The sequence below is a fragment of the Streptomyces sp. NPDC041129 genome (assembly GCF_055592265.1).
This window is the reverse complement of record NZ_JBVIYV010000011.1, coordinates 168,931-182,373: the sequence shown is the minus strand read 5'-3', so window position 1 is coordinate 182,373 and position 13,443 is coordinate 168,931. Positions and strand designations below refer to the sequence as shown.

At 71.6% G+C, this 13,443-nt stretch carries 10 protein-coding genes and 2 pseudogenes; 8 read left to right on the top strand and 4 right to left on the bottom strand.

Features of this window, described 5'->3' with window-relative positions; genetic code table 11:
* The first annotated feature begins 131 nt into the window (after positions 1 to 131).
* Positions 132 to 944 (top strand): class I SAM-dependent methyltransferase, encoded by an 813-nt coding sequence (locus ACZ6B1_RS29680; RefSeq protein WP_468783337.1) that lies wholly within the window; start codon positions 132 to 134, stop codon positions 942 to 944.
* Positions 945 to 995: 51 nt separating this feature from the next.
* On the opposite strand, the gene ACZ6B1_RS29675 is transcribed toward ACZ6B1_RS29680, so the two are convergent.
* Both ACZ6B1_RS29675 and ACZ6B1_RS29670 read right to left on the bottom strand, forming a co-directional pair.
* On the bottom strand, positions 996 to 1,163 hold the full coding sequence (locus tag ACZ6B1_RS29675; protein WP_358934114.1) for a hypothetical protein: 168 nt from the start codon (positions 1,161 to 1,163) through the stop codon (positions 996 to 998).
* Positions 1,164 to 1,384: 221 nt separating this feature from the next.
* Entirely contained in the window at positions 1,385 to 3,988 is a 2,604-nt protein-coding gene (locus tag ACZ6B1_RS29670) for a PA14 domain-containing protein (RefSeq protein WP_468783335.1), read from the bottom strand.
* Between the two features lie 159 nt (positions 3,989 to 4,147).
* Here ACZ6B1_RS29670 and ACZ6B1_RS29665 point away from each other — a divergent pair, with 159 nt between their 5' ends.
* The 5 genes from ACZ6B1_RS29665 to ACZ6B1_RS29645 all read left to right on the top strand — a co-directional run bounded on the left by ACZ6B1_RS29665 (position 4,148) and on the right by ACZ6B1_RS29645 (position 9,931).
* Positions 4,148 to 5,161 (top strand): LacI family DNA-binding transcriptional regulator, encoded by a 1,014-nt coding sequence (locus ACZ6B1_RS29665; protein WP_468783502.1) that lies wholly within the window; start codon positions 4,148 to 4,150, stop codon positions 5,159 to 5,161.
* A 167-nt stretch (positions 5,162 to 5,328) separates the two neighbouring features.
* The gene (locus tag ACZ6B1_RS29660) at positions 5,329 to 6,426 is read left to right on the top strand and encodes an ABC transporter substrate-binding protein (RefSeq protein WP_468783333.1); all 1,098 of its coding nucleotides are present in this window, start codon (positions 5,329 to 5,331) and stop codon (positions 6,424 to 6,426) included.
* Position 6,427: 1 nt separating this feature from the next.
* Entirely contained in the window at positions 6,428 to 7,945 is a 1,518-nt protein-coding gene (locus ACZ6B1_RS29655; protein ID WP_468783332.1) for a sugar ABC transporter ATP-binding protein, read from the top strand.
* Positions 7,938 to 8,900: an ABC transporter permease gene (locus ACZ6B1_RS29650; RefSeq protein WP_468783330.1), complete on the top strand. Its 963-nt coding sequence runs from the start codon at positions 7,938 to 7,940 to the stop codon at positions 8,898 to 8,900. Before ACZ6B1_RS29655 ends, ACZ6B1_RS29650 begins: the two co-directional genes overlap by 8 nt.
* Before the next feature lie 23 nt (positions 8,901 to 8,923).
* The gene (locus ACZ6B1_RS29645) at positions 8,924 to 9,931 is read left to right on the top strand and encodes an ABC transporter permease (RefSeq protein ID WP_468783328.1); all 1,008 of its coding nucleotides are present in this window, start codon (positions 8,924 to 8,926) and stop codon (positions 9,929 to 9,931) included.
* 216 nt (positions 9,932 to 10,147) lie between these two features.
* On the opposite strand, the pseudogene ACZ6B1_RS29640 reads toward ACZ6B1_RS29645, so the two are convergent.
* Positions 10,148 to 10,476: pseudogene (locus ACZ6B1_RS29640) on the bottom strand (substrate-binding domain-containing protein); the annotation flags it as partial.
* Positions 10,477 to 10,564: 88 nt separating this feature from the next.
* On the opposite strand from ACZ6B1_RS29640, the pseudogene ACZ6B1_RS29635 reads away from it, so the two are divergent.
* Positions 10,565 to 11,008 (top strand): annotated as a pseudogene (locus ACZ6B1_RS29635) (carbohydrate ABC transporter permease); the annotation flags it as partial.
* 102 nt (positions 11,009 to 11,110) lie between these two features.
* Here ACZ6B1_RS29635 and ACZ6B1_RS29630 read toward each other — a convergent pair.
* Entirely contained in the window at positions 11,111 to 12,283 is a 1,173-nt protein-coding gene (locus ACZ6B1_RS29630; RefSeq protein WP_468783326.1) for a S1 family peptidase, read from the bottom strand.
* Positions 12,284 to 12,631: 348 nt separating this feature from the next.
* On the opposite strand from ACZ6B1_RS29630, the gene ACZ6B1_RS29625 reads away from it, so the two are divergent.
* Positions 12,632 to 13,441, top strand: a complete 810-nt coding sequence (locus ACZ6B1_RS29625) for an SGNH/GDSL hydrolase family protein (protein WP_468783324.1) — start codon at positions 12,632 to 12,634, stop codon at positions 13,439 to 13,441.
* The last annotated feature ends 2 nt before the right edge of the window (positions 13,442 to 13,443 follow it).

Sequence of the window (13,443 nt, the reverse complement as noted above, 5' to 3'; positions counted from 1 at the left end):
AGCCTCGGCACCGTGACGGACGCTCGCCGCATGCCGAGTGAGACCGCCCCCGCCGGACGACCGGCACCTCCGCCCCAGGCCTTCGGCCCCCCGCACGAAGCCTGCTCCGCCGAGCGGCGGGAGGCCCGGTCATGACCGGTGCGCCGCCCGGTGGAGCAGTCGGCGACGGCCACTACGGAGAAACGCTCTTCGAGCCGGGGCACCCTCAGGAGGCCGAGCGCATCGACGCCGCCGCCCTGGCGTACGACCCCGTCACCACCGGGCGGCTCCGGGCGCTCGGCGTGGGCCCCGGAGCCCGCTGTCTGGACGTCGGGGCCGGGACCGGCACGGTGACGCGCTGGCTGCTGGAGGAGACCGGGGCGGCGGAGGTCGTCGCGCTGGACCGGGACACCAGCGGTCTGAGCACCCTGGCGGACCCGCGGCTGCGGGTGCTCACCGCCGATCTCACGGACGAGGGTCTTCGGCCCGGCACCTTCGACCTGATCCACGCCCGGTTCGTGCTCATGCACCTGCCCGAGCGGCGGGGAATCATCTCCCGGCTCGCGGGATGGCTGAACCCCGGCGGCCGGCTGGTGCTCGCCGATGCCTTCGAGGTGCCGGATCCACTGGACACCTCGTCCGCGTACCGGCGGGTCATGGACGCCATGTGGCAGGCGCTGAGGTCGACGATCGGCACCGACACCACCTCCGTCCCGGCGTACCCGCGCTTCCTGCGGGAGGAGGGTCTGAGCGACGTCGCCGCGGAGCTCTGCTGCCCGCCGATGATCGCGGGCAGCCCCCTCACCCTCTTCTGGTCCGAGACGTGGAACCGGATGCGGCCCCGGCTGGAGGAGACCGGGCGGGTGGACGGCGCCGTCATCGACGAGGCACTGGCCTACCTGGCCTCGCCCCGGTTCGCCGAGCTGGGCCCGGGCATGGTGATGGCCTGGGGGCGGCGGCCCTGAGAACGCGGAACGGCCGATGACGGATCGTCACCGGCCGTTCGGCGTCGGGGCTCAGCGTCTGCGGGACCAGGTGGAGCCGATGCCCGCCACGTGCAGCGCCAGCAGGGTCAGGCCCAGCAGCATGACGTTGACCGAGGAGAACGTGTCATTGGTGCTGAGGTCCGCCGCGTTGATCAGGAATGAGATGAAGAACAGTACTGCCGCGCCTATGCCGAGCATGGGTGGATTCCTCTCCTGGGAAGTTCCTTCCCTGCCCCGTCTGCCCCCTGAACGCCGGAGCAGGCGCACGGAACCGCCCCTTCCTCGCCCGTACGGGCCCGGCCCGGCCCACCCGCCGTCGAAGCGGCGGACGGACCGGGCCGGGGACGGTCACGGCAGTGGCCCCGGGCAGCGGTACGGCGGTTCGCGGGGAGGCGACGGCCGCCGCCGCTGCCCCGAGGTCAGGCGCAGCCCGCCACGACCGCCCGTGAGGCGTCGTCGATCAGCGCGTCCTGGGCCGCCTTCAGTCGCCGCACGTCGGGCTTGGTCACCTTGCGGTCGTACGTCATCAGGCCGTTGAGCTCGCCCTCGACGTCCGAGATCTGCGTGTAGACGGCGCCGTTGCCGCCCTTGCAGGCCAGCGCGTGCACCTCACCGAGCTTGTCCAGGTAGTCGTCGGTGTAGGTGCTGGGGTCGACGTCCACGTAGGACTGCTGCACCGACCAGGCGTGCCCCGGCACCGCGAGGCCGAGACCGCCGTACTCGCCCGCGACCAGGGCGCGTCGGCCGTCCGGATGCGGTGGCAGGGCCGGGCTCGGATAGCCGTGCTCGTCCATGACGTCGCCGGCTCCGCCGTCCGCCCCCAGGTTGAGGCCGGACATGTTGTTCACCAGGCGGGTGGGGTCCCAGGCCTTGGCCTGGGAGGCGACGCGGCCGATGTCGTACTGGCCCCAGCCCTCGTTGAAGACCACCCACATGACGACCGACGGGCTGCTGATGTGCTCGTCGATCATCTGCTTCATCTCCCGCTCGTACTCGGCGCGGGCGGCGGTCGACGGGTTCACCCCGGCCGTCATGGCAGGCATGTCCTGCCACACCAGCAGGCCGAGCCGGTCGGCCCAGTAGAACCAGCGGTCGGGTTCGACCTTGATGTGTTTGCGGACGGAGTTGAATCCCATCCGCTTGTGCATCTTCAGGTCGTAGGCCAGTGCCTCGTCGCTGGGCGCGGTGTGCAGGCCGTCGGGCCAGAAGCCCTGGTCGAGGGTGGCCATCATGAAGACCGGCTTGCCGTTGAGGACGGTGCGCGGCACGCCGTTCACCTTCTCCACGGCGATGGAGCGCATCCCGAAGTAGCTGCCCACCCGGTCGTCGCCGACCTTCACCTCGAGGTCGTAGAGGAACGGGTCGTCCGGGGACCACAGACGGGCCTTCGGGATCTTCAGGGTGAGGGCCTGGCCGGTGCTGCCGGTGGCCGTGGCCACCCGGCGCTTGCCGTCGTAGGCGGTCGCGGTGACCGGTACCCCGTCGCGCGCGCCCTGCGGTTCGACGGTGAGCGTGCCGGTGTCGACGTGCGGGGTCAGCTTCAGCTGGTCGACGTGGTCGGCGGCGACGGGTTCCAGCCACACGGTCTGCCAGATACCGGAGGACGGGGTGTACCAGATGCCGCTCGGGTCCAGTCGCTGCTTGCCCATGGGCGGGTTCTCGCCGCCCGAGGCGTCCGTCGGGTCGTAGACCCCGACGATCAGCTCCTGGGTGCGGCCGGGCTTCAGGACGTCGGTGATGTCGGCGCTGAACTTGTCGTAGCCGCCCTTGTGTTCGGCGACCCTGGTGCCGTTGACGTAGACGTCGGCCTGCCAGTCGACGGCGCCGAAGTTCAGCTGGAGCCGCTTGTGGTCGCCGACCTTCCAGCCGGCCGGGACGGTGAAGGTGCGCCGGTACCACATGCGGTCCTCGTGCCGTTCGATGCCCGAGAGCTGGGACTCGACGGGGTACGGGACCAGGATCCGCTCACCCAGGGTGCGGCCCACCGGCGGCTGCTCGCCCTGCTTGGCCGCGGCGAACTGCCAGCTCCCGTTGAGGTTCTGCCAGGCGTCGCGGGTCAGCTGCGGCCTGGGGTACTCGCGGTGGGCGTTGGCCGGGGTGACGTCGTCGGCCCACTTGGTGCGCAGCTCGTAGGTGGAGTGGTTGCCGCCACTGCTCCAGAACGCGCTGACAACGTTGCCGTCCTCGCCGGTGAGTCCGCCCTCGCCGTCGTAGCGGACGTCCGCCAGGCCGGGCGCCGTGCCGGACTTGTTGCCGACGACCGGTTCCTTCAGGGAGACCAGCAGGGATCTGGGGTCGGCGGGGTCCAGCCGGGCGGTGCCGAGCGGCCAGGTGGCGCCGCCGATGACGGCGCCGAGGTGGCTGGTCAGCGCGGCGGTGGGCTTGGCCAGCGCCTGGGCGAAGTCGAGCCGCAGGGTGCGGCCGTCCTTCAGGACGGTGGTGGCGATGGCGCCGTCGTAGGCGTACCCCTCGGGCAGCAGGAACGCCGACTGCGGTACCGCGGTCTTGGTGCCGCCCGGCGGCGTCCAGCGCAGATGGAGGTTGGAGCCTCCGTAGTGCTCGAAGTACTCGACCTTGATGTCGTACGCCTTGCCGGCGGTCAACTCGACCGGGTCGCCGGTCTGTTCGCGGTCCCAGTCGTCGACCCAGTGGTCGATGACGAGTCTGCCGTCGACCCAGAGGCGGAATCCGTTGTCACCGATGATCGAGAAGGTGGTGGCACCGGTCTTCTCGGGCACGATCCGGCCGGTCCAGCGGACGCTGACGTCGTCCGACCGGCCGGTGGCCGAGTTCAGGCGGGACTCCAGGGAGTCGAAGTCGAGTTCCGGGTCGAATCCGGTGGCCTTGAGCTGGTCGAAGTCGAAGGCTCCGGGGGCGGACTGGGTGTAGTACTCGCCCTTGAGGCCGTGGACCTCGACGGGGTCGTCCGCCGCGGTGGCGCTGGGCGCCGCGGTCAGTCCGGCCACGCCGAGGGCGGCTGCCAGGAGGAGTGAGAGTCGATGTCGGAACGATCTGATGCGCACGGATCTCCCTGTGGCTGAGGAAGGGTGGCGGCTCTCTGCTTCAGTCTGTACAACGTTGGAAGCACGGCAGTTGGCATGAGAGCACGGCTCCCGGCCGCTGTCCAGAGTCATGACATGGCTCCGCCCTTCGGAGCTCCCATCGATGCCGAGGAGATCCCCTTGCGGGTCAGCCTGAAGGACGTGGCCGAGCGGGCCGGCGTCTCGATCAAGACCGTGTCCAACGTCGTGAACAACTATCCGCACGTCACACCCGGGATGCGGGCCCGGGTGCAGCAGGCCATCGACGAGCTCGGCTACCGGCCGAACCTGACCGCCCGGCATCTGCGCAAGGGCCGCACGGGCATCATCGCGCTGGCCGTGCCGGAGCTGGGCAACCCGTACTTCGCCGAACTGGCGGGCGCGGTGGTCGACGCGGCGGCGGAGCACGAGTACACCGTGCTGCTGGACCACACCCGCGGCAGGCGCGAGCAGGAGGTGCTGGTCAGTCAGGGCTTCCGGGCCCGGGTGATCGACGGACTCATCCTCAGCCCGCTGGAACTGGAGGCCGAGGACCTGCAGGGGCGGTCCGACGACGTTCCGCTGGTGCTGCTCGGTGAGCGCGAGTACGACGCCCCGCACGACCACATCGCCATCGACAACGTGGCCGCCGCCCGGGCCGCGGTACGCCATCTGCTGGGCCGGGGCCGCACCCGGATCGCCTACCTGGGCGCCCGCACGGACTCCGCGAACCGCCCGGCCCACCTGCGACTCGTCGGCTGGCGGCAGGAGTTGGCGGCGGCCGGGGTGCCGGCGCCGGACGACCTGGTGGTCCCGGTCGGCGGCTGGGACCGGGACGACGGCGCGCGGGCCATGGCCGAGTTGCTCGACTCGGGCGTGCGGCCGGACGCGGTGTTCGCGCTGAACGACCTGATCGCGATCGGTGCGATGCGGGTGCTGCACGAGCGGGGTCTGCGGGTGCCGTGGGACGTCGCCGTGGTGGGCTTCGACGACATCGCCGAAGGCCGTTTCGGCGCGGTGTCGCTCACCACGATCGCGCCGGACAAGCAGGCCATCGCGCGGATGGCGGTGGGCTCTCTGCTGCGCAGTCTGTCGGGACGCGAGGAGCCCGGCGGGCGCGAACTCACCGCCGAATTCCGGCTGGTGGAGCGGGAGAGCACACTCGGGCGACGGTGACGCGGAACCCAGGGCGCCCGGCCGGGATTTCGGACGGGAGGGTTTACAGCGCTCTTCCAACGATGTAAAAACCTCCCCTGAACGACGTGCACGCCGAGTTGACCGCAAGCCGTCCTACCCCCGTGAGCGCCAACGGCGCCCCGGGGCCACGCCGTTTGGGGACTCCCATGAAGCCCACAGCACCACTGCGTCGCGCCTGTGCGCGGACCCTCATCGCCGCCGGACTCGCCACGAGCCTGGCCCTCATGACCGGATGCGCGAAGTCGGAGGACGACTCCGGCGGCGACAAGGCCGCCTCGCAGGACAAGGACGCCGGCCAGGTCGTCGCCTCGCCGAGCGGCGGTTCCGGACCGGCCTGCGCCATCGACGCCTACGGCGGCAAGAAGCTGGACCTGAAGTCCGCCACCGTCGGGTTCTCCCAGTCCGAGAAGGAGGCCAACCCCTTCCGGATCGCGGAGACCGCCTCCATCAAGGCGGAGGCACAGAAGCGGGGCGTCAAACTGCTCACCGCCAACGCCCAGTCGCAGTTCTCCAAGCAGATCAGCGACGTCCAGGACCTCATCGCCAAGGGCGCCGACCTCCTGGTCATCGCCCCGCTCAACTCGGACGGCTGGGAACCCGTGCTGCGCACGGCGGCCGCCAAGCACATCCCGATCGTCACGGTCGACCGCAAGATCAACGCCACCGCCTGCAAGGACTATGTGAGCTTCATCGGCTCCGACTTCGTCGAGCAGGGCAAGCGGGCGGCCGACCAGATGATCGCCGCGACCGGTGGCAAGGGCGAGATCGCGATCCTGCTCGGCGCGGCCGGCAACAACGTCACCACCGAACGCACCAAGGGCTTCGAGGACCGCGTCAAGGAGAAGGCTCCGGGCCTGAAGATCGTGTTCCGGCAGACCGCCGAGTTCGCCCGGGAGAAGGGCCAGTCGGTCACCGAGAACCTGATCCAGTCCAAGCCCGGGATCAAGGGCATATACGCCGAGAACGACGAGATGGGCCTCGGCGCGGTCAACGCCCTCAAGAGCGCGGGCAAGAAGCCCGGTGACGTCAAGATCGTGACCATCGACGGCACGCGCAACGCCGTGCAGGGCATCGTGGACGGCTGGATCTCCGGTGTGATCGAGTCCAACCCGCGCTTCGGGCCGCTGGCCTTCCAGACCCTGGACAGCTTCACCCAGGGCGAGAAGGTCGCCCAGGACATCGTCATCCAGGACAGCTCCTACACCGAGGCCAATGCCAAGTCCGACCTGGGCAAGGCCTTCTGAGATGCTCGACGTCACCGGACTGTGCAAGACCTTCCCCGGCGTACGGGCGTTGTCCGACGTGGACTTCACCGCCCGCGCCGGGGAGGTGCACGCCCTGGTGGGCGAGAACGGCGCGGGCAAGTCGACCCTGATCAAGGTGCTCACCGGCGTGTACCATCCCGACGCCGGCGAGATGTCCTACGACGGCTCCGCGGTCCGTTTCGCCACGCCGCTCCAGGCCCAGCAGGCGGGGATCTCCACGATCTACCAGGAGGTCAACCTCGTCCCGCTGATGAGCGTGGCCCGCAATCTGTTCCTCGGCCGCGAGCCGCGCGGCCGGCTTGGCCTGATCGACTTCCGGCGGATGCACCGGGAGGCGGAGGACACCCTGCGCGGGATGGGCATCCGGGTCGACGTCCGCCGCCCCCTGCGTGAACTGGGCGTCGGCGCCCAGCAGATGGTCGCGCTGGCCCGCGCGGTGGCGATCGACGCCCGGGTCGTGATCATGGACGAGCCCACCTCCTCGCTGGAACCCCGGGAGGTGCGCACACTGTTCCGGGTGATCCGCACCCTGCGTGAGCGGGGCATCGCGGTGATCTACGTCAGTCACCGCATGGACGAGCTGTACGAGATCTGCGACGCGGTCACCGTGCTGCGGGACGGCCGGGTGGTGCACACCGGCCGGCTCGCCGAGCTGGACCGGCTCCGGCTGGTCGCTCTCATGCTCGGGCGGGAGATCGGCGAGGTGCGCGAGGAGGGGCTCACCAAGTTCACCGGCTCCCACGACACCACGACTCAACCGGTCCTCGAAGCTGCGGGATTGAGCATCCGTCATCAGCTCGACGGAGTGTCGGTGTCGCTGCGTCCGGGCGAGGTGGTCGGGCTCGGCGGGCTGCTCGGTTCGGGGCGCAGCGAGACCGCGAAGGCCATCGCGGGCGCCCTGCCCGTCGACGGCGGGAGGGTCGCGGTGGCCGGTCAACCGGTGCGCGGCGGCTCCACCGCGGCGGCGATCCGGGCCGGTATCAGCCTGCTCCCCGAGGACCGCAAGACCGAGGGCATCGTGCCGGGCCTGTCGGTGAGGGAGAACATCGCGCTCGCCGCGCTGCCGGGACTGTCCCGGTTCGGCCTGGTCGACGACGCCCGCGTCGACCGGATCGTCGACACCTTCATGAAGCGGCTGCGCATCAAGGCGGCGGGACCCCACCAGAAGGTGGGCGAACTGTCCGGCGGCAACCAGCAGAAGGTTCTGCTCGCCCGGTGGCTCGCCCTGCACCCCAAGGTGCTGCTGCTGGACGAGCCGACCCGGGGCATCGACGTGGGTGCCAAGGCGGAGGTGCAGGCACTCGTCGACGAACTGGCCGACGACGGCCTGGCGGTGCTGCTGATCTCCTCCGACACCGAGGAACTGATCGAGGGCAGCGACCGCGTGATCGTCCTCAAGGACGGGGCCGTGGTGCGGGAGCTGACCGGCGACGCCGTCACCGAGGACGAGCTGATGCGCGCGATCGCCGCCGTACCGGCCGGAGGGCACGATGACTGAACTGAGCCTCGCCCGGGGCACGGTGGACCGGGACCGGACGCTGCGTCTGCTGCAGGACTACGGCGTCTACGGCGGTGTGGTGGTCCTGCTGCTGTTCAACTTCGCCTTCACCCCGCACTTCGCCTCCGCAGAGAACTTCCGCACCCAGGCCGTGCAGGTCGCGCCCGTGCTGATCGTGGCCCTCGGCATGGCGCTCGCCATCGGCACCGAGGGCGTCGACCTGTCGGTGGGCTCGGTGATGGCGCTGTCCACCTCGCTGCTGTCGCTGTACCTCGGGTACGGGCCCGGGATCGGCGCGCTGATCGCGGTCGTCGGCGGCATGGCGGCCGGCCTCGCGAGCGGGGCGCTGGTCGCCTTCGTCGGTGTGCAGCCGATCGTCGCCACGCTCGCGCTGATGGTCGCCGCCCGGGGGCTCGCCCTGGTACTGCTCCCCCAGCTCAAGGACGTACACGACCCCGGTCTGGCGTCCCTCGGCTCCGGGGACGTGCTGGGCGTCCCCTATCTGGTGCTGATCGCGGCGGCGCTGGCGCTGCTCGTGGCGTTCGCCGTGCGGCGCTCCACGTTCGGCCGGCAGTTGCTGGCCATCGGCGACAGCCGGCCGGCCGCCCGTCTCGCGGGACTGCCCGTGCGCCGGGTGCTGGTCGTGGTGTACGTGTGCTCCGGCGCGCTGGCCGCGATCGCGGGCGTGCTGGCGACCGCCCGGCTCGCCGCGAGCGACCCGACCTCGCTGGGCACCCTGATGGAGCTGTCCGCCATCACCGCGGTGGTCGTGGGCGGCACCCCGCTCAGCGGCGGCCGGGTCCGCATCGGCGGCACGGTCGCGGGCGCGGTACTGATCCAACTGCTCACCACCACGCTCATCAAGCACGACCTGCCCCCGTCGTGGACGCAGATCGCGCAGGCCGTGGTGATCGTCGGTGCCGTCTACGCGGCACGCGAACGGGGGAAGCGATGACCACGGACGCCGGGGAAGCCACCATGCGGAAAGAGACCCCCGCCTCCCGGGCCGGCGCCGAGCCGCCGGGGGCTAGCCGCTCGGAGCGGCTGAGCGCGCTCGCCCAGCAGCACGGCGCGCTGGTCACCCTGGTGCTCGCGATGATCGTCGCCTCGCTGAGCTTCGACACCTTCCTGACCGGTGACAACCTGGAGAACATGGCACTGTCGTCGGCGTTCCTCGCCGTCGTCGCGCTGGGTATGACCTTCGTGATCGTCACCGGCGGCATCGACCTGTCGGTGGGCTCGCTGTTCGCCCTCGGCGGGGTGCTCGCGGCGTGGGGTTCGCAGTACGGCACAGCGGTGGCGCTGCTGCTGCCGCTCGTGGTGTGCGGGCTGGTCGGCCTGCTCAACGGGTTGCTGATCGCGCGCTCCGGGCTGGCCCCGTTCATCGTGACCCTGGCCTCCATGCTCGGTGCGCGCGGTGTCCTGCTGGCGCTGACCGACGAGGGCTCGCGGACGTATCTCGTGGACAAGGGCGCGTTCTTCACCCGGCTCGGGCAGGGGTCGCTGCTCGGCGTCGGCGTGCCGGTGTGGATCACGCTGGCGCTGTTCGTGCTGGGCGCGGTGGTGCTGCGGGGCACACGCTTCGGTCAGTACGTGTACGCGGTCGGCGGCAACGAGGACGCGGCGGCGCTGATGGGCGCTCCGGTGGCCCGCACCAAGGTCGCCGTCTACACGGTGTCCGGGGTGTGCGCGGGCCTCGCGGGCGCGCTGAACGCGGCGTGGCTGCTGTCGGGGGTGACGATCCTCGGTTCCGGTATGGAGCTGGAGGCGATCTCGGCGGTGGTCATCGGCGGCACGCTGCTGACCGGCGGGTTCGGGTTCATCAGCGGCTCGCTCGTCGGGGTGGCGCTGCTGAAGGTCATCCAGAACGTCATCAACCAGATCGGCTCCCTGGACTCGGCCTACCAGCAGGTGGTGAGCGGCGCCTTCCTGGCGGTGGTCGTCATCGCCCAGACATGGCTGGGACGGCGGCGCCGGGTGCTGTGAACCGCCGGCCCGACGCCGCTCGCGGCCCTGTTCCGGTGTGTCGGGCCCTGCCGGATCCCCCGTGGGCCCGCGCGCCCGTGAACACCGACCGGGCCCGCGGGCCTACGGGTCACTCCGGGTTCGCTTGCCCCTGAGCGACGGAGTGCGTGTCCGCGCCCGGCCCCGGGTTCGGCGTACCGCCCGCGGGTGACGAGGGGGTTCACTCCGCGGACCGCCTCAGCCCCCGGTGCTCTCCCGCACGATCACCCGGTGCCCCGCCACCCGGTCCTCGGGGGAGCCGGACTCCGGGTCGTCGATGCGGTCCAGCAGGAGGGACACGGCGCTGCGGGCGATCTCCTCCTTGTCGGGGGCGACGGTCGCAGGGAGGGGACGCTGAAGCGGGAGGCCTCGACGTCGTCGAAGCCCATGACGTCGAGGTCGCCGGGCACCGACCGGCCCGCCTCGTGCAGAGCGCGCAACGCGCCCAGCGCCAGGTGGTCGTTGAGGCAGAGCAGGGCGTCCGGCGGCGCGGGCCGGTCCAGTAGCGCGGTGGCCGCGCGGGCGCCGGGACAGCGGGCTGAGGACGACGCCGTCGGAGAACTGCGCGTCGAAGCGACCGCGCGGCGCGCGCGATGGTGCGGCGCCTGAACACCGATGTTCACCCTGCACCTGGTCGACACCTACGCGGCGGTGATCCTGCCGCAGACGGTGGCGCCGGGCATGGTGTTCATCCTGAAGAAGCACTTCGACTGGCTGCCGCGGGAGCTGGAGGAGGCCGCCCGCATCGACGGCGCGGGCCTCTGGCGCGTCTTCTGGTCCGTGCTGCTGCCGCTGTCGCGGCCCATGCTCGCCGCCGTCGCGATCTTCGTCTTCATCGGGGCCTGGAACAACTTCCTGTGACCCTGCGTCTCGACGTCGGACCCGCGGCTGATGACCCTGCCGGTCGGCATCACCTCGGTGAAGGACGCCTACGGCATCCAGTACGCGCAGACCATGGCGTCCGCCGTGCTCGCGGCGCTCCCGCTCGTCGTGGTCTTCGTCTTCTTCCAGCGCCACATCGTCAAGTCCGTCGCCACGACCGGACTCGGCGGTCAGTGACCCACCGCCGTCACGCGGACGCGCTCGCCGCCCCGGGAGTGCCAGGGGGCGCGGGTGGGGGTTCCGCGCCGGGCGCGGAACCCCCCGAGCCGCCGCGTGCGGTCAGTAGGTGTGCAGGGTCAGACCGTACCGGCCGAGGATCTCGTTGACCGGCTGGAACCAGGTCTCGCCGCCGCTGGAGCAGTTGCCCCAGCCGCCGGAGGTGACACCCTGTGCCTGGTCCCCGGTGATGAAGGAGCCGCCCGAGTCACCGGGTTCGGCGCAGGCGCTGGTCTTGGTGAGCTGGTGCACCGCGCCCTGGCTGTAGTTGACGGTCTCGTTCAGCGCCAGCACCGTGCCGCAGTGCCAGTGCGAGGTGGAACCCGAACGGCAGACCGAGGAGCCGACGGGCGCCACGTTCGAGCCGCGTACGAGCTGGTCCGGCACCGTGCCCCAGCCGAGCACCACCGGCACCGTCCACCAGCCGCTGCCCACGCTGACCCAGGCGTAGTCGTTGTCCGGGAACGAGGAGCCCTGGAAGGTGCCGATGTAGGAGCGGTCCCAGCCGCTGACCGCGGCGCCGGGCTGCCCGCAGTGCCCGGCGGTGACGAAGCCGCCGTACACCGAGAAGCCGATGGAGCAGCGGACGTTGCCGGTGTAGTACGGGTCGCCGCCCACGGTGCCGGCGGCCAGGGTCCTCGGAGCCGCGGTGGCCTCGACGGTGACGGGCCCGGTGCGGCGGGCCTGGGCCAGGAAGCGCTGGACATCGTTGTCGGCCCGCTCGCCGCGCACGACCTCGACGACGACCGTGTCGGCCTTCGGATCGACGTGCCAGCCGCTGATCCCCGAGGGTGCGGTGAGCCGGTCGATGCGTGCCTTGGCCGCGTCCAGTTGCCGGGCGCTGTGCTTCGCGGTGCGGACGATGGCGCCGGATCGCTCGACCGCCCGGCGCGTGGCGGCCGGGGCGTTCCGGGTGAGCGCCACGGTCAGGCGCCCGCTCGGGGCGTCGAACCAGGAGCCCGCGTATGCGGCGCCGGCCGTGCGGCGCATCTTGGGGGCGAGGGTGGCGGCGGTCTTCTCGGCGGCGAGCCGGGCCACCGCCTGGGTGCGGGTCAGGCCGAGGTCGCGCCGCATGGCGGTGACGATCCCCTCGGAGGCGGGCTCGGCGGATCGTGCGGTAGGGGCGGGTCCGGCGGCGGAGCCGGTCGCGGCGGCGGGGAAGGTGCCGGCCGCGCTCAGTCCGCCGAGGACGAGGAGTGCGGCCAGGGCGGCACGCGCAAGTCCGGTGCGTCTCATGGGGGTTGCCCTTCGTCGTTCCAGAAGTGGGGTGGAACAGCCGATGTCTGAGAGCGCTCTCAAGTGTCGCGGGCAGAGCCTAGTCCCGATACGCGCGTCAGGTCCATGCCAATGCACGGTTCGTTTCAACGATGCAAGCGGCGGCCGCTACGCCGCCGGGCGGGTGACGGCTCATCGGGTGAAGTCCGCCGGGGGGGACGGCGCACCACCACGTGCCCGCGTCCGGCCGCAATCCTTCCCGCACGGGGCGTCCCGCCGGCGCCACGGGCGGCGGCATCCGTCAACTGGACCGGGCCGCACGGGGATCCAGCGCGGGCATCCCGGCCCGGGCCGGGATAGAGGAGAGTCATGAGAAAGTCCCGCATAGCCCCCTGGGCGGCCGCCCTCCTCCTCGCGGCCGCCTGCACCCTCGCCGGTCCCGCGGCCACGGCGGCCGCACCCGGCATCGCGGCCACGGGCTACGTGGCCCTCGGTGACTCCTACTCGGCGGGGGTCGGAGCCGGCAGCTACCTCACCGCCTCGCCGCGCTGCCTGCGCAGCAGCCTGTCATTCCCCGCCCTGTGGGCCGCGGCCCACTCCCCCTCGTCGTTCAGCTTCACCGCCTGCGACGGCGCCAGGACCGGCGACGTGCTGAAGAAGCAGCTCGGCCCGCTCGGCCCGCGCACCGGTCTGGTCACCATCACGGCGGGCGGCCGGGACGCGGGCTTCACCAGCGTGATGGCGGCCTGCGTGCTGGGCGGCAGCGGCACCTGCCTGTCCGCCGTGGCCAAGGCCCGCTCCGCCACGGACGAGACGCTGCCGGGCGACCTCGACCGGCTCTACTCGGCCATCCGCGGCAAGGCGCCCGCCGCCCGCGTCGTGGTGTTCGGCTATCCGCGCCTGTACCAGTTGCACGGCAGTTGTTCGGGCGGCCTGCCGGACGCCGAGCGGTCCGCGCTCAACGAGGCCTCGGACCATCTCGACCAGGTGCTCGCCGCGCGCGCCGCCGCCCACGGCTTCACCTTCGTCGACGTGCGGCGCGTGTTCGACGGGCACGGGATCTGCTCGTCCGAACCCTGGCTGCACAGCGTCGACTGGCTGGATCTCGGCGAGTCCTACCACCCGACGGCGACCGGTCACTCCCTCGGCTATCTCCCCCTGCTCACCGACGCGCTCTGAAA

What these genes read in the sequence shown, in the direction of transcription:
- ACZ6B1_RS29680 (WP_468783337.1), top strand. Translation starts at nt 132, where the DNA reads ATGACCGGTGCGCCGCCCGGTGGAGCAGTCGGCGACGGCCACTACGGA.
- ACZ6B1_RS29675 (WP_358934114.1), bottom strand. Translation starts at nt 1,163, where the DNA reads ATGCTCGGCATAGGCGCGGCAGTACTGTTCTTCATCTCATTCCTGATC.
- ACZ6B1_RS29660 (WP_468783333.1), top strand. Translation starts at nt 5,329, where the DNA reads ATGAAGCCCACAGCACCACTGCGTCGCGCCTGTGCGCGGACCCTCATC.
- ACZ6B1_RS29655 (WP_468783332.1), top strand. Translation starts at nt 6,428, where the DNA reads ATGCTCGACGTCACCGGACTGTGCAAGACCTTCCCCGGCGTACGGGCG.
- ACZ6B1_RS29650 (WP_468783330.1), top strand. Translation starts at nt 7,938, where the DNA reads ATGACTGAACTGAGCCTCGCCCGGGGCACGGTGGACCGGGACCGGACG.
- ACZ6B1_RS29645 (WP_468783328.1), top strand. Translation starts at nt 8,924, where the DNA reads ATGCGGAAAGAGACCCCCGCCTCCCGGGCCGGCGCCGAGCCGCCGGGG.
- ACZ6B1_RS29630 (WP_468783326.1), bottom strand. Translation starts at nt 12,283, where the DNA reads ATGAGACGCACCGGACTTGCGCGTGCCGCCCTGGCCGCACTCCTCGTC.
- ACZ6B1_RS29625 (WP_468783324.1), top strand. Translation starts at nt 12,632, where the DNA reads ATGAGAAAGTCCCGCATAGCCCCCTGGGCGGCCGCCCTCCTCCTCGCG.